Origin of the sequence: Streptomyces sp. NPDC001536 (genome assembly GCF_042894505.1) — a bacterium.
Classification (GTDB): Bacteria; Actinomycetota; Actinomycetes; order Streptomycetales; family Streptomycetaceae; genus Streptomyces.
On sequence record NZ_JBIAVQ010000007.1, the window covers coordinates 194,544 to 211,371 of the forward strand.

The 16,828-nt window shown below is 72.7% G+C and carries 16 protein-coding genes; 9 read left to right on the top strand and 7 right to left on the bottom strand.

From position 1 onward, the window contains the following. Positions 1-12 precede the first annotated feature (12 nt). Positions 13-2,028 carry an FAD-dependent oxidoreductase gene (locus ACFY0U_RS20830; RefSeq protein ID WP_388637708.1) on the bottom strand — a complete coding sequence of 672 codons (2,016 nt, stop codon included), beginning with the start codon at positions 2,026-2,028 and terminating at the stop codon, positions 13-15. Between the two features lie 118 nt (positions 2,029-2,146). Between ACFY0U_RS20830 and ACFY0U_RS20835 the strand changes: the two genes are divergently transcribed. Further along, positions 2,147-3,364 carry a M20 family metallopeptidase gene (locus ACFY0U_RS20835; RefSeq protein WP_388637711.1) on the top strand — a complete coding sequence of 406 codons (1,218 nt, stop codon included), beginning with the start codon at positions 2,147-2,149 and terminating at the stop codon, positions 3,362-3,364. A 1-nt stretch (position 3,365) separates the two neighbouring features. On the opposite strand, the gene ACFY0U_RS20840 is transcribed toward ACFY0U_RS20835, so the two are convergent. Further along, the gene (locus ACFY0U_RS20840) at positions 3,366-3,728 is read right to left on the bottom strand and encodes a hypothetical protein (RefSeq protein ID WP_388637714.1); all 363 of its coding nucleotides are present in this window, start codon (positions 3,726-3,728) and stop codon (positions 3,366-3,368) included. A 103-nt stretch (positions 3,729-3,831) separates the two neighbouring features. After that, positions 3,832-4,707 carry a hypothetical protein gene (locus ACFY0U_RS20845; protein ID WP_388637717.1) on the bottom strand — a complete coding sequence of 292 codons (876 nt, stop codon included), beginning with the start codon at positions 4,705-4,707 and terminating at the stop codon, positions 3,832-3,834. A 240-nt stretch (positions 4,708-4,947) separates the two neighbouring features. Between ACFY0U_RS20845 and ACFY0U_RS20850 the strand changes: the two genes are divergently transcribed. Further along, complete coding sequence (locus ACFY0U_RS20850) at positions 4,948-7,026, top strand: SpoIIE family protein phosphatase (RefSeq protein WP_388637720.1); 2,079 nt, start codon at positions 4,948-4,950, stop codon at positions 7,024-7,026. Between the two features lie 193 nt (positions 7,027-7,219). Next, positions 7,220-7,798, top strand: coding sequence for a hypothetical protein (locus ACFY0U_RS20855; protein ID WP_388637723.1), 579 nt, complete (start codon positions 7,220-7,222; stop codon positions 7,796-7,798). On the opposite strand, the gene ACFY0U_RS20860 is transcribed toward ACFY0U_RS20855, so the two are convergent. Continuing rightward, positions 7,788-8,573, bottom strand: coding sequence for a putative protein N(5)-glutamine methyltransferase (locus tag ACFY0U_RS20860; RefSeq protein WP_388637726.1), 786 nt, complete (start codon positions 8,571-8,573; stop codon positions 7,788-7,790). The genes ACFY0U_RS20855 and ACFY0U_RS20860 overlap by 11 nt on opposite strands. Before the next feature lie 96 nt (positions 8,574-8,669). Between ACFY0U_RS20860 and ACFY0U_RS20865 the strand changes: the two genes are divergently transcribed. After that, the gene (locus ACFY0U_RS20865) at positions 8,670-9,104 is read left to right on the top strand and encodes a MarR family winged helix-turn-helix transcriptional regulator (protein ID WP_388637729.1); all 435 of its coding nucleotides are present in this window, start codon (positions 8,670-8,672) and stop codon (positions 9,102-9,104) included. Between the two features lie 4 nt (positions 9,105-9,108). On the opposite strand, the gene ACFY0U_RS20870 is transcribed toward ACFY0U_RS20865, so the two are convergent. Both ACFY0U_RS20870 and ACFY0U_RS20875 read right to left on the bottom strand, forming a co-directional pair. After that, positions 9,109-9,846, bottom strand: a complete 738-nt coding sequence (locus tag ACFY0U_RS20870) for a GNAT family N-acetyltransferase (protein WP_388637732.1) — start codon at positions 9,844-9,846, stop codon at positions 9,109-9,111. Beyond that, positions 9,843-10,769: an NADP-dependent oxidoreductase gene (locus ACFY0U_RS20875; protein ID WP_388637735.1), complete on the bottom strand. Its 927-nt coding sequence runs from the start codon at positions 10,767-10,769 to the stop codon at positions 9,843-9,845. Before ACFY0U_RS20875 ends, ACFY0U_RS20870 begins: the two co-directional genes overlap by 4 nt. A 151-nt stretch (positions 10,770-10,920) precedes the next feature. On the opposite strand from ACFY0U_RS20875, the gene ACFY0U_RS20880 reads away from it, so the two are divergent. The 3 genes from ACFY0U_RS20880 to ACFY0U_RS20890 all read left to right on the top strand — a co-directional run bounded on the left by ACFY0U_RS20880 (position 10,921) and on the right by ACFY0U_RS20890 (position 12,990). Further along, a complete protein-coding gene (locus ACFY0U_RS20880) occupies positions 10,921-11,526 on the top strand; it encodes a sulfite oxidase-like oxidoreductase (RefSeq protein WP_388637738.1) in 606 nt (201 codons plus the stop codon). Then, the gene (locus ACFY0U_RS20885; protein ID WP_388637740.1) at positions 11,519-12,283 is read left to right on the top strand and encodes a ferredoxin reductase; all 765 of its coding nucleotides are present in this window, start codon (positions 11,519-11,521) and stop codon (positions 12,281-12,283) included. Before ACFY0U_RS20880 ends, ACFY0U_RS20885 begins: the two co-directional genes overlap by 8 nt. Positions 12,284-12,402: 119 nt before the next feature. Then, on the top strand, positions 12,403-12,990 hold the full coding sequence (locus ACFY0U_RS20890) for a DUF3592 domain-containing protein (protein WP_388637743.1): 588 nt from the start codon (positions 12,403-12,405) through the stop codon (positions 12,988-12,990). A gap of 69 nt (positions 12,991-13,059) precedes the next feature. Here ACFY0U_RS20890 and ACFY0U_RS20895 read toward each other — a convergent pair whose 3' ends face one another. Beyond that, entirely contained in the window at positions 13,060-14,418 is a 1,359-nt protein-coding gene (locus ACFY0U_RS20895; RefSeq protein ID WP_388637746.1) for an 8-oxoguanine deaminase, read from the bottom strand. Between the two features lie 100 nt (positions 14,419-14,518). Between ACFY0U_RS20895 and ACFY0U_RS20900 the strand changes: the two genes are divergently transcribed. Together ACFY0U_RS20900 and ACFY0U_RS20905 are read left to right on the top strand one after the other, a co-directional pair. Continuing rightward, positions 14,519-15,487 (top strand): acetylxylan esterase, encoded by a 969-nt coding sequence (locus ACFY0U_RS20900; RefSeq protein ID WP_388637749.1) that lies wholly within the window; start codon positions 14,519-14,521, stop codon positions 15,485-15,487. A 99-nt stretch (positions 15,488-15,586) separates the two neighbouring features. Beyond that, complete coding sequence (locus ACFY0U_RS20905; RefSeq protein ID WP_388637752.1) at positions 15,587-16,753, top strand: serine hydrolase domain-containing protein; 1,167 nt, start codon at positions 15,587-15,589, stop codon at positions 16,751-16,753. Positions 16,754-16,828: the final 75 nt, after the last annotated feature.

Consider the following 16,828-nt stretch of genomic DNA (forward strand, 5'->3'; position numbering starts at 1 on the left):
GCCGCGCGGCCCCTAGAGGGCGGCCGCGACCTCGGTGCCCTGCTTGATGGCCCGCTTGGCGTCCAGCTCGGCGGCCACGTCGGCGCCGCCGATGAGGTGGGCGCGCACGCCGGCGGCGACCAGTGCGTCGTACAGGTCGCGGCGCGGTTCCTGCCCGGTGCACAGGACGATGGTGTCGACCTCCAGGACCGTGCTCTCCTCACCGACGGTGACATGGAGCCCGGCGTCGTCGATCCGGTCGTAGCGCACGCCCGGGACCATGGTGACGCCGCGGTGCTTGAGCTCGGTGCGGTGGATCCAGCCGGTGGTCTTGCCGAGCCCGGCGCCGACCTTGGTGGTCTTGCGCTGGAGCAGATGCACGGTGCGCGGCGGGGCGGGCCGCTCGGGGGCGGCGAGGCCGCCGGGGCCGGTGTGGTCCATGTCGACGCCCCAGAGGCGGAAGTAGGTCGCCGGGTCCTCGTGCGCCTTGTCGCCGCCGTCGGTGAGGAACTCGGCGACGTCGAAGCCGATGCCGCCTGCGCCGAGGACGGCGACGCGCTCGCCGACGGGGACGCGGTCGCGCAGGACGTCGAGGTAGCCGACCACGCTCGGGTGGTCGACACCGGGGATGTCCGGGGTGCGCGGGGTGACGCCGGTGGCGACGACGACCTCGTCGAAGGCGGCGAGGTCCTCGGCGGCGACCCAGGTGTTCAGCCGTACGTCGATGTCGTACCAGTCGAGCTGGTGGCGGAAGTAGCGCAGGGTCTCGTCGAACTCCTGCTTGCCGGGGACCTGCCGGGCGACGTTGAGCTGGCCGCCGATCTCGCCCGCGGCGTCGAAGAGCGTCACGTCATGACCGCGCTCGGCGGCGCTCACGGCACAGGCGAGTCCTGCCGGGCCCGCGCCCACGACCGCGACGCGCTTGCGCAGCCGCGTCGGGGAGAGCACCAGCTCGGTCTCGTGGCAGGCGCGCGGGTTGACCAGGCAGGAGGTGATCTGGCCGCTGAAGGTGTGGTCGAGGCAGGCCTGGTTGCAGCCGATGCAGGTGTTGATGGCCTCGGGTCTGCCCGCCGCGGCCTTGGTGACGAAGTCGGGGTCGGCGAGCATCGGACGCGCCATCGAGACCATGTCCGCGTACCCGTCGGCGAGCAACTCCTCGGCGACTTCGGGGGTGTTGATGCGGTTGGTGGTGACGAGCGGGATCGACACCTCGCCCATGAGCTTCTTGGTCACCCAGGTGTAGGCGCCGCGCGGCACCGAGGTGGCGATGGTGGGGATGCGGGCCTCGTGCCAGCCGATGCCGGTGTTGATGATGGTCGCGCCGGCCGCCTCGACGGCCTTGGCGAGGGTGACCACCTCGTCGTGGGTGGAGCCGCCGGGGACCAGGTCCAGCATGGACAGGCGGTAGATGATGATGAAGTCCGCACCGACGGCCTCGCGGACCCGCCGCACGATCTCGACAGGGAACCGCATGCGGTTCTCGTACGACCCGCCCCAGCGGTCGGTGCGGTGGTTGGTCTGCTGGGCGATGAACTCGTTGATGAGGTAACCCTCGGAGCCCATGATCTCCACACCGTCGTAGCCGGCCTCCTTGGCGAGGCGGGCGGCGCGGGCGTAGTCGTCGATGGTCTGCTCGACCTCGGCGTCGGTGAGCTCGCGGGGCGGGACCCAGCTGATCGGCGCCTGGATCGGGCTCGGCCCGACGAGGCCCTCGTGGTAGGCGTACCGGCCGAAGTGCAGGATCTGCATCGCGATCCGGCCGCCCTCGCGGTGCACGGCGTCGGTGATGGTCCGGTGCTGCTCGGCCTCCGCCTCGGTGGTGAGCTTCGCGCCGCCGTCGTAGGGCCGACCCGCCTCGTTGGGCGCGATTCCGCCGGTGACGATCAGGCCCACTCCCCCACGCGCGCGTGCCGCGTAGAACGCCGCCATCCGCTCGAAGCCACGCTCGGCCTCCTCCAGGCCGACGTGCATGGAGCCCATGAGGACCCGGTTGGGCAGCGTGGTGAAGCCCAGGTCCAGCGGGCTCAGCAGGTGCGGGTAACGGCTCATCGGGGCCCTCCGTGCGCGGGTGTCGTGGCTTCTGTTGTAGAGGACGGCCGACGCTTTGTGCAACTAGTTGCATAACCGAGGGTGCGTGACACGGGACACCCTCGGGCACAGTGACCCCATGACCGCGGAGATCGTCGAACTCGCCCAGCAGCTGATCCGCCGCCCGAGCCGCGGCGGAATCGACGACTACGCCCCTGTCCTGGGCGTTCTGGAGGACTGGCTGACCGCGCGGGAGCTGCCGCGGCGGCGCCTGTACGACGACCAGGGCGCCCTCGTCGGTCTGCTGGTGGAGGTCTACGGCGGCCGGCCCGGACCCTGGTGGGCGCTGGACGCCTGTGTGGACACGGCGCCCTTCGGGGACGAGGGGGCGTGGTCGTTCCCACCGGACTGCGGGGACGTCGTGGACGGCTGGCTGCGGGGGCGGGGCGCGGCGGACTCCAAGCTGGCGGCGGCGATGTTCTGTGTCATCGCGGCGGAACTGCGCGGTCGCGCGTTCGCCGGCGGGCTGGCGGTGCTGCTGGACGTCGACGAGCACACCGGGGGCTTCGGCGGGGCCCGCGCCTACCTGGCCGATGCGGAGGCGGTACGCCCGGCGGGCGTGATGATCGGCTACCCCGGGCTGGACGAGGTGGTGGTCGGCGGGCGGGGGTTCTGGCGGGCGACGATCACGGTGCGCGCGGAGTCGGGGCACTCGGGAGCGAGGCGTACGACGCCGGGTGCGGTGTCCCGTGCGGCGCGGCTCGTGCGGCTGCTGGAGTCGAGCGAACTACCCGGTGCCGACGGGGAGTTCCCGTTGCCGCCGAAGCTGACGGTGACCTCGATCCGGGGCGGCGAGGGCTTCTCCGTGGTGCCCGACCGGTGCAAGGTGGGCGTGGACATCCGCACGACGCCGACGTTCGACGCCGGGGCGGCGGAGGCGCTGGTCGGCGCGGCGGTGGCGGAGCTGGGCACACCGGCCACGGTCATTCCGGTGGCGTCCTGGCCACCCTTCCGCCTCACCGAGCACCAGCAGCCCGCCGCCGCCCTCCTGGCCGCGGCCACCCGTGCGGGGCTGACGGTCCGGGCGAAGACGGCGGGACCCTCCAACATCGGCAACCTGCTGGCGTCGGAGGGGATCCCGGCCACGGCGGGCTTCGGCGTGCGGTACGAGGGCCTGCACGGCACGGACGAGCGGGCATGCCTGGCGGACCTGCCGACGGTGCTCGCCGTCTACCGCGAAACGGTGTCCGGCCTCTTGGCCGGCGGCCCGACAACGCGCCCCAAAGGGGCGCGGGGAACTGCGCGACAAGCCCCCACGGACCCGCAGCGAAACGACGACCCCTCCGCGGCGGTCTGATTCAGCGGCTCTCCAGACGTACGTGCAGCTCCCGCTCCTGATCCCCGGACGCCGACGACAGTTCACGCACCGTGAACATGGAGTCCAGCGTGGTGCGCAACCGCTCGATCGCCCAGTAGCCGCCCTGCGCGTCGGCCTCCACGGAGGACGACAGCCTCGCGGGCGGCGGACACTCGTGCGTGTCGGTGACCTCGAACGTCCCGAGCCACACCATGGGCCGTGTCTCGTGAAGCTGCTGGGGCACCTCGTCGGCACCCCGGTCCGACTCGAAGCACGTGGACAGCGTGTCGAACACGATCCGGGCGTCCTCCTTGCTGCATCCGCTGATCTCGATGGATACGGACTCCTCATGCGATCGGTCCATCACGGTGGCTCCTCTCGTCGGTGGCGCGGTACCCACGGGTTCCCAGCGAACCGCGCCACATCCCCAGAAAAGCACCACTGTGCCGACGGGACCAGTGAAGACCTCAGCTCTTGGTGAACCGGTACGTCTTGCTGTCGGTCAGCACACAGAACCCGGGAGACACGACGATCACCCGCAGCGTCCCGCTCCGGCGGTCGTAGTCGATGCCCTCCGCCTCGAACGTCCCCGAGCAGCCGCTGCGCAACGGGAGCTGCCGCAACGCCGTCACATGCCCGGTGACGTCCGAGGTGCCGTTCGGCGCGGCGGAGAGGTCGATCTGGAGCAGCGGCTTGGTGATGCCGAAGAGGGTGCCCGCCGGGTCGTCGGAGGAGCACAGCAGCTGGGTCGCGGTGACGAAGTCGCAGCCCTGTACGTCCCGTACGGCGTGGTCGAGATTGACGGTGGACACCCGCGGGAGATTCGCGGAGGGCGAGGTGCTGGTGTTGACGCCGGGGGTCGGGAAGACCAGCAGCCGGCTCATGGTGCCGTACTCACCCGCGAGCATCCACTGGCCGGCGGGGGCGACGGCGACCCAGGAGTTGTTCAGCGCCTCTCCACCGCCGAGCGTGTGGACGTACTCCGACCACGCGCCGCCCGGCGCCTGCACCCGGAACATCTTCGCGGTGCCCGAGTCGGCCTGGTACGGCTCGATGTAGTGGCCGTCGTAGGACGCGTCCGGGTCGCCGACGTGGTTCCAGCCGCGGCTGGACACGGAGGCGGGGATGGTGCCGATGCCGGTGTAGCGGTTGGCGCCGCCCGCCGGGACCTCGACGGAGGTCAGTCCCTGGCTCTCGGTGAGGGGGTCGGCGCGGTCGGAGCCGACCTCGGTCCAGGTGTCGGCGGCCGCCGCGGGCGGGGCGGCGGCCAGGACGGCGGTGGTGGCGAGGGCGACGAGTCCGGTGAGGACGGCGTGACAACGTTGCCGGGCGCGCAGGGCCATGGCAGGCGACTCCTCTGTGGGGGTGAGCGTGCTCGGCGGACAGTCTGGCGGGGCTTCTTGGTCATGTACAGACCAAGGGGAGAGGTGCCGCCCTGCTAACGTCGCCGGACGCTCTCCGGTGTGTTGAGGGATGGTGGAAGAGGGCGCCACAGACGCTCCGGAGGCGACTGGGCGCGGTACAACAGGGGAGTCGGCACGGGGGACGACGTGCCGTGTGAACGGTCGAAGGCGGTGCGTGCGATGAGTGCAACCGGGTCTCCGGTCGCCGAGGGCGACGGGCCGGTGCGCGGGGCGGTGCGGCCCACCGGGCTGCTCGACGTCCTGGGTGTGGCCTCGGTGGTGCTGGACGCCGAGGGGAAGATCGTGCTGTGGAGCCCGCAGGCCGAGGAGCTGTTCGGCTACTCGGCACGCGAGGCGCTGGGGCAGTTCGCCGCCCGGATCATGGTGCACGAGCAGTACCTCGACCTGGTCGTGAAGCTGTTCGCCGACGTCATGGTCACGGGCGAGGGCTGGGCCGGTGCCTTTCCGATCCTGCGCAAGGACGGCAGCACGCGGCTGGTGGAGTTCCGCAACATGCGGCTGCTCGACGACCGCGGGGACGTGTTCGCGCTGGGGCTCGCGGCCGACCAGGACACCGTGCGCCGCCTGGAACGCGACGTGGCGCTGTCGACGCGGATGGTCTCCCAGTCCCCCATCGGACTCGCCGTCCTGGACACCGACCTGCGGTACGTCTCGGTCAACCCGGCACTCGAACGGCTCAACGGCGTCCCGGCCGAGGAGCACATCGGCCGGACGATGGGCGAGGTCCTGCCGCAGATCGACGTCGAAGGCGTCGAGGCCGCGGCACGCCGGGTCCTGGAGACCGGTCGCCCGCTCGTCGACCAGCACACCCTGGGCCGCACCCCGGCGTACCCGGACGAGGACCACGCCTGGTCGCTCTCGCTCTACCGGCTGGAGGACGCGGTCGGCACCGTGCTGGGTGTCGCCGCCTCGGTGGTGGACATCACCGACCAGCACCGGGCCGCCGTCGCCGCGGAGGAGGCCCGGCGGCGCCTGGCCGTCATCGCGGACGCCTCCGCCCGTATCGGCACCACCCTGGAGCTGGACCGCACGGCCCATGAGCTGGCCGACGTCGCGGTGCCGGAGCTCGCCGACATCGCCGCCGTGGATCTGCTGGACGCGGTGGTGGAAGGCAGACGCAGCATCCTCGGCCCCACCGAGCCGGCCGTGATCCGTGCCCTCGCCGTCCAGGCGGACCACGACTCGGAGGCGCTCAGCGCCGCGGACCCGCCCGGGCAGGTCGCCCGGTACGGTGCCGACCGGCTCGTCACCGAGTGCGTGCGCACGGGCCGGCCGGTCATGGTGGCCGAGGTCGAGCCGGCCGATCTGCCCCGCATCGCCCGCTCCCCCGAGGCGGCGGGACAGCTGGCCCGGGCGGGCGTCCACTCGTATCTGGCCGTGCCGCTGATCGCGCGCGGCGAGGTGCTCGGCGCCCTCGACCTCAAACGCACCCGCAATCCGCTGCCGTTCAGCGAGGACGACCTGCTGCTGGCCCGGGAGCTGGCGGCCCGCGCGGCCGTGCAGATCGACAACGCCCGCTGGTACCAGAACGCCCGCGACACCGCCCTGACCCTCCAGCGCAGCCTGCTGCCCAGCCATCCGCCGGTGACGGGCGGTCTGGCGGTCGCCTCCCGGTACCAGCCCGCCGGGGCGACCGCCGAGGTCGGGGGCGACTGGTTCGACGTGATCCCCCTCGACGGCTGCAAGACCGCGCTGGTCGTGGGCGACGTGATGGGCAGCGGCATCAACGCCGCCGCGACCATGGGCCGGCTGCGCACCGCGACGAACACCCTGGCCTCCCTGGACCTGGAACCGGCCCGGCTCCTGGAACACCTCGACCGGATCACCCAGGACCTCAAGGAGTCCATCGCCACCTGCGTCTACGCCGTCCACGACCCGCATCTGCGCCAGTGCCGGATCGCCAACGCCGGGCACCTGCCACCGGTCCGCCTCCGCGCCGGACGCAAGCCGGAACTCCTCGACCTGCCGACCGGGGCGCCGCTGGGCGTGGGCGGGGTCGCCTTCTCCACCACGACCGTCGACCTGGAACCGGGCGACCGGCTGGTGTTCTACACCGACGGTCTCGTCGAGACCCGCCAACACCCCCTCGACGAACGCCTGGACGCGCTCCTGGACCTCCTCGACGGCCCCGACCGCCCGCTGGAGGAGGTCTGCGACCTGCTGCTGCGCACGCTGCACCAGCCGGACAACTCCGACGACGTGGCGCTGCTCATCGCCCGCGCCCAGATGCCGGGTTGACCTTCCCGATTCACAGGAAGCCGTTACCCGCTTCTTATCGGCCGCCCATCAGAATCTCAGCAAGGCGTGGCACACGGATGCCCGGTGGGAGCGAGCCATGACGCACGATCCGGATCAGGAAGCGACACCGCCCGAGGTACTCGTCGGGCCTGGCGAACACACTCCGCTACGAGACCGCTGGCGACATCGGTCCGTGCGCGCACGGGCGGTGACCGCGGCGGTCGCGGTCGCGGCGCTCACCCTCGGCGGCACGGTGGTCGCCTACGCGGCCGGCTCGTCGGGCTCGGACGGCGGGGCGACGCCCGCCGCCTCCGGCTCCCCCTCCGCCTCCCCGCCCGCACCGGGCGAACGGCACGGGCCCGGCTGGCGGTTCGGCGTCGGCGGTGAGGCCGTGCACGGCGAGACGACGGTGAAGGACCGGGACACCGGCGAGTGGGTCGTGCGGGTGTGGCAGCGCGGCACCGTCGAGACGGTGGACGGCGACCAGGTGACCGTCAAGAGCGAGGACGGGGCCGCGTGGACCTGGACCGTGAACGCGGACACCACCGTGGTGCGTGAGGGCGGCAAGAGTTCCGGGGCCGACGACCTCAAGCAGGACGAGACGGTCCTCGTGGCCGGTACCCGCTCCGACGGCGGCACCCGGACCGCTTCCCATGTCGTCGCCGGCACCTGGGAGCGCAAGGGCCCCGAGAACTGGCGCGACCGCCTCCCGGGCCACGACCACCGCGAGTGGCCCAAGCCGCGCCCCTCCGAGAGCGGTGCTACGACCTGACGCCGATCACGACGTTGGCGTACCACTCCTCGGAGACGGCCACCCGCGATGCCAGCCCCCCGCGGGTGAAGGCGTCGACGGCCGTGGGCGCCTGCCGTTCGCTCGTCTCGACGAGCAGACAGCCGCCGGGCGCAAGCCACTCGGATGCCTCGGCGGCGACCCTGCGCAGCACGTCCAGGCCGTCGCCGCCCCCGTCCAGGGCGACCAGCGGTTCGTGCTCGCGCGCCTCCGCGGGCAGGAAGGCGACCTCGTCGGAGGGGACGTACGGCACGTTCGCCGCGAGGATGTCGACGCGGCCGCGCAGTCGCCCGGGCAGCGCCTCGTAGAGGTCGCCCGCGTAGGCGTGGCCGCCGAAGGGGGCGATGTTGCGGGCCGCGCAGCGCACCGCGGCCGGGTCGATGTCGGCGGCGTGCAGTTCGGCGCCGCCGAGCGCGTCGGCGAGGGCCGCTCCCACGGCCCCCGAGCCGCAGCACAGATCCACGACGACGGAGGCGTCCGGGACGTGGGCCAGGGCCTGTTCGACGAGGAACTCGGTACGGCGGCGGGGAACGAAGACCCCGGGCTCCACGGCGATACGCAGTCCGCGGAACTCGGCCCAGCCGACGACGAGTTCGAGAGGGGCGCCCGAGGCGCGGCGGTCCACCATCGCGGTGAGCTCGTCCGGGGTGCGGGCGGCGGCGAGGAGCAACCGGGCCTCGTCCTCGGCGAAGACACAGCCCGCGGCGCGCAGTGCCGCCACGACGGAGTCGGGCGAGCGGGGGGAAGTGGAAGTCATGGGAGCGGCAACCCTATCCGCTCACGTCCTCCCATGGTTGGCATGCGCAACTCCGGTCGAGTTGTACTATGCAACCAGAACCGTGGAGGAGGTCCCGTGGACGCGACCGAGGCTGTCGAGAGCATCCAGCGCGAGATGACGATCTTCGCCCGGCGGGCCCGGGCCTCGGCGGGCCGGATGCACCCGGAGCTGTCGCTGGTCTCGTACACGCTGCTCGGGCATCTGGAGGAGCAGGACGGCTGCCGCGCCACCGACCTCGCCGCGCACTACGCCCTCGACAAGTCCACCGTCAGCCGCCAGGTGGCGGCGCTGGAGCGCGCCGAGCTCGTCGAGCGGCGCCTGGACCCGCAGGACCACCGGGTCCAGGTGCTGCATCTGACGGAGCGCGGCCGGCGGATCCTCGCCCAGGTCACCGTGAGCCGCCGGGCCGCCTTCCAGGAGCGGCTCGCGAACTGGCCGGAGGAGGATCTCGCGCGGTTCGCCGACTACCTCGTGCGGTACAACGCCTGGTCGGGCCCGCGGGAGGAGTGAACGTCTAGGACACGGCCACCAGCCGTTCCGGCGCCCGTGCCGCGGCGAACGCGGTCGTACGACGGAGCCGGAAGCCCAGGGACTCGTACAGCCGGATCGCGCCGGTGTTCCCCGCGCCCGTGTGCAGGAACGGCGTCTCACCGCGCTCCCTGATGCCGTACGCGACGGCGTGGATCAGCCGGGTCGCCAGGCCCTCGCCGCGGAAGGCGGGGTCGGTGCAGACCGCGCTGATCTCGGTCCACCCGGGCGGGTGGAGCCGCTCCCCCGCCATCGCGACGAGGGCGCCGTCCCGTCGTATGCCCAGGTAGGTGCCCATCTCTATGGTGCGCGGCAGGAAGGGCCCGGGCCGGGTGCGTGCGACCAGGTCGAGGATCTCGGGCACGTCGGCGGGGCCGAGGACGACGGCTTCCGGTTCCGGTGCGGCGGCCACCCCGTCGTCGACGAGCTGGACGCCGTCGATACGGGCCGTGATCTCCCAGCCGTCGGGCACCTCGCCCCGGTAGCCGGGCAGCGGGACCTCCGCACCGGGACCCGCGAGGGCCGCGAGGTCGGCCCAGTCGTCGGCGTCCGGTTCGTCGGGCAGGGCCAGCCAGGGCGAGACGTCCAGCGGATAGCGCACGACACGGCCGCGGCGCTCGGCGAAGTGGGCGTGCGGGCCGGTCAGGGAGGCGAGGGCGGGGTTGTCGAGGATGTGGGGCGCGCCGGAGTGGGGCACGCCCGCCGGCGTCGTGCTGTGGCTCATCCGGCGACCTCGATCACGACCTTGCCGCGCGCGTGACCGTCCTCGACGGTGCGCAGCGCCTCGCCGGCCTCGGCGAGCGGGAACCGCTGGACGACGTGCGGGTCCAGATCGCCCTGCACCACCAGCCGCGCCACGGCGTCCAGGACGGCGGAGGTACGCGCGCGGGTCACCCGGGCGCCGCCCAGGCTCTTCACGTCGTCCTCCGGGGCGCCCGCGGTGATCAGCTTCGTCCGGTCGGTCAGGAGCTTCGCCGCCTCGGTCAGCACCTCGCCGCCGACGAGGTCGTAGACCGCGTCGACGCCGTCCGGTGCCGCCGCCTGCGCCCGGTCGGACCAGCCCGGTCCGGACGGGACGTGGAGGGCGCCCAGCGACTCGACGAAGTCCTTCTTGCCCGCGCTCGCGACGCCCACCACGCGGAGTCCGAGCGCCCGCGCGATCTGCACGGTCGCGGCACCGACCCCGCCGCCCGCGCCGGTGACCAGCAGGGTGGCTCCCACGGGCAGGTCCAGCTGGTGCACCCCGTCGTACGCCGTCGCGGCGGCCACGGGCAGGGTCGCGGCGTCGGCGAAGGACAGCCCGGCTGGCTTGTGCGCGGCCAGGGCGACGGGCAGCAGGGTGTACTCGGCGTAGCCGCCGGTCAGGGTGTTGCCGAAGACCTCGTCCCCGACCGCGAACCCGTCGACGCCCTCGCCGACCGCTTCGACGACACCGGAGACCTCGCTGCCGAGGACGGCGGGGAACACGCGCTCGCCGGTGTCGGTGGGCCGGCGGTATCCGGTCCGCAGCTTCCAGTCGACCGGGTTCACGCCGGCGACACGCACCGCGACCAGCAGCTGTCCGGGTCCGGGCACGGGCCGCTCGACCTCGACGAGCGCCTCGGTCTCCGGACCGCCGTACCGCGTGAACACATACGCCTTGGGCATCGCTCCCACTCTCCTTCGCTCGCGCCGGGCACCAGTCGGAAGGAAGATCGGCGAGCGGCTATTCCCCAGTCGGCGCAGTGTTCATACGGCCGCAATGATCGCCGTCCTGACCAGGGACGGAGCACCGCCGACGACCCAGTACGGTTGAACCATGAACGTCACCCGAGGCTTCACCGGACGCCCCCGCGTCCTCAACACCGGGCTGCCACCCGGCCAGTACGACGCGGGCGACGACTGGCCCGTGCTGTCCGCGGAGGTCACCCCGGAGCTGTCGGCGGCCGAGTGGACCTTCCGCGTCGACGGGCTGGTCGAGGAACCGCGCACCTGGGACTGGGACGAGGCGCACACGCTGCCGGGTTCGGTGTACGAGGGTGACATCCACTGTGTGACGAGCTGGTCGAAGTTCGGGGTGCGGTTCGGGGGTGTCTCGCTGGACGCCTTCCTCGATGTGGTCCGGCCCCATGGGTCCGCCACCCATGTCGTCGCGTACTCCCACACCGGCTACACCACCAACCTGCCCCTGGCCGACGTGACGGGCGGCAAGGCGTGGATCGCGTGGGAGTTCGACGGGAAGCCGCTGCCCCCCGAGCACGGGGGGCCCGCCCGGCTGCTCGTGCCGCACCTGTACTTCTGGAAGAGCGCCAAGTGGATCGCGGGCCTGCGGCTCCTCGACCACGACGAGCCGGGGTTCTGGGAGCAGAACGGCTATCACGCGCGGGGCAACCCGTGGGAGGAGCAGAGGTACTCCGGTGACTGAGACCCTGGCCTCCTTCACGCCCCCGACGCGGTTCGCCGTGCCCGGGCGCATCGCGGTGAGCAACCGGGCCGCCGCGCTGTGGCAGACCGCCACGCTCACCGAGATCCGCCGGGAGACCCCGCACGCGGCCACCTTCCGGTTCGCGGTGCCCGCGTGGGCGGGGCATCTGCCCGGTCAGCATCTGATGCTGCGGCTGACCGCCGACGACGGCTATGTGGCCCAGCGCCACTACTCGATCGCGTCCGCGCCCGACGACGCGGGGCACATCGAGCTGACCCTGGACCATGTCGCGGGCGGCGAGGTGTCGGGATGGTTCCACACGGTCGCCGCGGTCGGTGACCAGGTCGAGGTGCGCGGCCCGCTCAGCGGCTTCTTCGCCTGGCCCGGTGACCGGCCCGCGCTGCTGATCGGTGCCGGCTCCGGGGTCGTCCCGCTGATGTCGATGGTGCGGCACCACCGGGCCCAGGGCCTGTCCGTGCCACTGCGGCTGCTGGTGTCGGCGCGCGGTCCCGAGGAGCTGATCTACGCGGGCGAGTTCGGCGCCGAGACGACACCCGTCTTCACCCGGAGCGCGCCGGAGGGTGTGCCGGTGGGACGTATGGCGGCCGCACATGTGGCGCCGCTCCTGGCCGAGCAGCCTCCCGGTGGGTGGGAGGCCTATGTGTGCGGCTCCAACGCCTTCGCGGAGCATGCGTCGCGGTTGCTGGTCGCGGCGGGACAGCCGGTGGAGCGGATCCGGATCGAACGGTTCGGCTGACCCCGCGCGCCGTCCCGTCGTTTCACGGCGCCGCCGCCGGGCACTCCGGTGCAGCGAGGCTGTGAGCGGGTACTGGATCTGTGTGGGCACTCGCAGGCGTACGCGGTGCGGAGGTCGACATGCGAGCTCGGGTGCGTGGCTGGCGCTGGCGGGCGAATCCGCTGCGGCGACGGTCCGACGTCGTCGAGGCGTGGACCGCGTTGGCCGTCGCCGTGCTGCTGCTCGTGGCGGCGCCGCTCGCCGGGGTGGCCGTGGGCGGGTGGGCCCGCGCGGAGGCGCAGGAGACCGCGGTGTCCCAGCGTGCCGAGCGGCACAGCGTGCGGGCCGAGGTGGTCGGCAGGGACTCCGATTCGGCGCCCACGATGCAGAGCGCCCGACAGCACTCGTACCGCACGACGGTCCGCTGGACGGAGCCGGACGGGAGCGAGCGGACCGCCTCGGCGCGGGTCCCGGGCGGCACGCGCGACGGTGACGTGGTGGAGGTGTGGTTCGACTCCCGAGGCCGTAGCGTCGCCGCGCCCCCGGACAGTTTCTCCATCTGGCAGTACACCCTCACCATGGGCGCCTGCGCCACGGGCGGCGCGGTCGCGCTGATCCTCCTGGGCCGTGCCGTCGTACGCCATGTGGCCACGCGGCGCCGGCTGGCGGAGTGGGAGGAGGACTGGGCCCGCACCGAGCCGGAGTGGTCGCGGCGGCGGTGGGCGTGAGGGGCGCAGGACGGCCGCCGGTGGGCATGAGCGGGGCCGTACGGGCGCAGGACGGCCGCCGGTGGGAGCTCAGCTCATGCCCTGCATCCGCCGCGCGATCCGCCCATGGTCCCGCAACGCCTCCGCCAGACCGGGCAGTACGGGCTCCCCGCGGTCGACGAGGACCCGCCCGGCCACCACCGTCGTCCACGCCCGGGCCGGTCCGCAGCGCAGCCAGGCCTCGACGGGGTCGCTGAGCGCGCCCGCGAGGGCGACCTCGTGCAGGTCCCAGACGACGAGGTCGGCGCAGGCACCGGGCCGCAGGTGCCCGATCTCGTCGTCGCGGCCGAGACAGCGGGCCGAGCCGCGGGTGGCCATGTCGAGGGCGTCCCGCGCGGTCATCGCACCGGGGCCGCCGCGGTAGCGGCCGAGCAGCAGGGCGTTGCGGGTCTCCATCCAGAGGGAGGCGTGGTCCGTGGAGGCCGAGCCATCGCAGCCGATGCCGACGGGCAGGCCCAGTTCGCGCATCTCGCGCACCCGCGCCGTGCCGCCGCCGATCAGCATGTTGGAGCTGGGACAGTGCGCCACGCCGACGCCCGCGGCCGCCAGGCGCCGCAGCTCGTCGTCGTTCGGGTAGATGCAGTGGGCGACCCAGGTGCGGCCGGTCATCCAGCCGCATTCCTCGAAGTACTCCACGGGCCGGCAGCCGTAGGTCTCCAGGCAGTACGTGTCCTCGTCGTGGTCCTCGGCCAGGTGGGTGTGGAGGCGTACGTCGTGGCGCTCGGCGAGTTCGGCCGTGGCCGTCATGACCTCCTTGGTGACCGAGAACGGCGAGCAGGGGGCGAGCGCGACGCGGATCAGCGCGCCGGGGGCCGGGTCGTGGTGGGCCTTGATCAGACGCTCGCTGTCGGCGAGCACCTCGTCCGTGCTCTGGGTGACGCTCCTCGGCGGCAGTCCCCCGTCCTCCACGGACCGGGTCATCGAGCCGCGCGTCGCGTGAAAGCGGAAGCCGATGTCGCGGGCGGCGCGGATCTCGGCGTCGACCAGGCGGGGACGCGGGTGGACGTAGAGGTGGTCCGAGGAGGTCGTGCAGCCGCCCATGAGCAGCTCGGCCATGCCCACGTAGGCGGAGACGTAGGCGGCCTCCTCGTCGAGAGCGGCCCACAGCGGGTAGAGCGTGGTCAGCCAGTCGAAGAGGGTGCCGTTGACGGCGGGAGCGTAGGAGCGGGTGAGGTTCTGGTAGATGTGATGGTGGGTGTTGACCAGTCCCGGGGTGACGAGGCGTCCCTTCGCGGAGACGGTCGTCGCGGCCTCGGGTTCGCTTCCCGGGGTGCCCACGGCGGTGACCCGGCCATCGGTGACGGCGACCCAGCCGCCGGGGATCTCCCGACCCCCGTCCACGACCAGTAGTCCGGCGTCCTCGACCAGCAGATCCACGGCTGACGTCATGGCGTCATCGTAGACAGGTGACCGGGCGAGGGCCTGGCGGGTCGTCCGACGTCACACGTACGGTGTGATCATCACCGGTCCTCTTCAAAGGCGGTCCTGCATGGCCCTGTTCGACCTCCCCCTCGACGAGCTCCACGAGTACCGCAGCAAGTCCACCGAGCCCGAGGACTTCGACGCGTTCTGGTCCAAGACCCTCCAGGAGGCCCGCGGGCACGACCTGGACGCCCGTTTCGAGCTCGTCGACACCGGTCTGACGACGGTCGAGGTGTACGACGTGACGTTCGCGGGGTTCGGCGGGCACCCGGTGAAGGGCTGGCTGACGCTGCCCGCCGGGGCCGCCGAACCGGTACCGCTGGTCGTGGAGTTCATCGGGTACGGGGGCGGGCGCGGGCTGCCGCACCAGCATCTGCTGTGGGCGTCCACGGGCCGGGCGCACTTCGTGATGGACACCCGCGGCCAGGGCAGTGCGTGGGGCGGGGGCGGCGGCACGGCGGACCCGGTGGGCGGGGCGCCCGCCTACCCCGGGTTCATGACGCGTGGCATCGACGCACCCGAGAACTACTACTACCGCCGGGTGTTCACGGACGCGGTGCGCGCGATCGAGGCGGCCCGCTCGCACCCCTCGACCGACGCCTCCCGCACGGTCGCGATCGGCACGAGCCAGGGCGGCGGCATCACGATCGCCGTGGGCGGCCTGGTCCCGGACCTGGTCGCCGTCGCGCCGGACGTGCCGTTCCTGTGCGACTACCCGCGGGCGGCGGTTCTGACGGACCGTCACCCGTACCGTGAGATCGGCCTGTTCCTCAAGACCCACCGCGGCCGCACCGAGGACGCCCTGCGCACCCTGTCGTACTTCGACGGCGTCCACTTCGCCGCCCGCGGCCGCGCCCCGGCCCTCTTCTCGGCGGCCCTGGAGGACCAGACCTGCCCGCCCTCCACGGTCTTCGCGGCGTTCAACGCCTGGGCGCACGAGGACAAGGAGATCGAGGTCTACGACTTCAACGACCACGAGGGCGGCGGCCCCTACCAGGAGGCGCTGAAGCTGCGCTGGCTGCGCTCGTACGCCTGAGGTACCGGGTCTTCCCTCCAGTCCGACCAGTCGGTACGTTCATCGAGCCCGGACCGCAGTGCCGCGGTCCGGGTTGTCGGCGGACGACGGAGGCCAGCCATGTCCGAGCACGAAGCCCGCGTTCAAGGGCACTGCGACGAGCGTTTCGCGGCGGTGCGTGTCGCGTTCGAGGAGAACTTCCGGGGGCGGGGCGAGCTGGGCGCGGCGGTCGCCGTCACGGTCGGCGGGCGGACCGTGGTGGATCTGTGGGGCGGATGGGCGGACGCCGCTCGCACCCGGGCGTGGGAGCGGGACACGCTGGTCAATGTGTGGTCGACCTCGAAGGGGCCGGTGGCCCTGTGCGCGCACATCCTCGCCGACCGGGGGTTGCTGGACCTCGACGCGCCGGTGGCCGTGTACTGGCCCGAGTTCGCCGCGGCGGGCAAGGAGAAGGTCCTCGTACGGCATCTGCTGTCGCACCGGGCGGGCCTGTCCGGGCCGCGCGAGCCGCACTCGCTGGAGCAGCTCTACGACTGGGAGTTGACGACGCGTCGGCTCGCGCGGACGGAGCCCTGGTGGGAGCCGGGCTCGCAGTCCGGGTACCACGCGCTGACGTACGGCTTCCTGGTCGGCGAGGTGGTGCGGCGGGTGTCGGGGCTGCTTCCTGGGGCCTTCCTGGAGCGGGAGGTGACCGGGCCGCTCGGCATCGACTTCACCATCGGGCTGCCGGAGAAGGAGTACGGGCGAGCGGCGAAGCTGGTCCATCCTCCGGCCGCGTCGAGCAGTGAACAGGCCGCGATCTTCAGCCAGTTGACGCCTCTCGCGCTGGCCGCGCTGGCCAACCCCCTGGCGGGTGCGACCGAGGCGAACACGCCCGAGTGGCGGGCCGCCGAGATCCCGGCCGCCAACGGCCACGGCACCGCCCGCGCCGTGGCTCAGCTGTACGGCGTCTTCGCGGGACGAGGGACGTACGACGGCCGGCGCGTCCTGTCGCCCGAGGCGGCCGAGCGGGTGCGCGAGGGACAGGGCAGCTGCCGGGACCTGGTGCTGGGCGCCGGTTTCGAGAGCGAGACCGAGATCGGGCTGGGGTTGTGGCTCAGCGGGCCGAACGCGTCGTACGGGCCCAACCCGCGGGCTTTCGGACACGACGGGTTCGGCGGTTCCTGCGGGCTGGCCGACCCCGAGGCGGAGGTGTCGCTCGGGTACGTCATGAACCGGATGGGGCCTCATATCGCCGACGACCCGCGGAAGATGGCGCTGATCGACGCTCTCTACGGATCGCTGTGACAGGAGGTCCGGTTTCGGTCGATCCCCCGGGCCGCCCTTCCCTTGTGGTTTAGACCAATGCTAGATCTGGTGGCG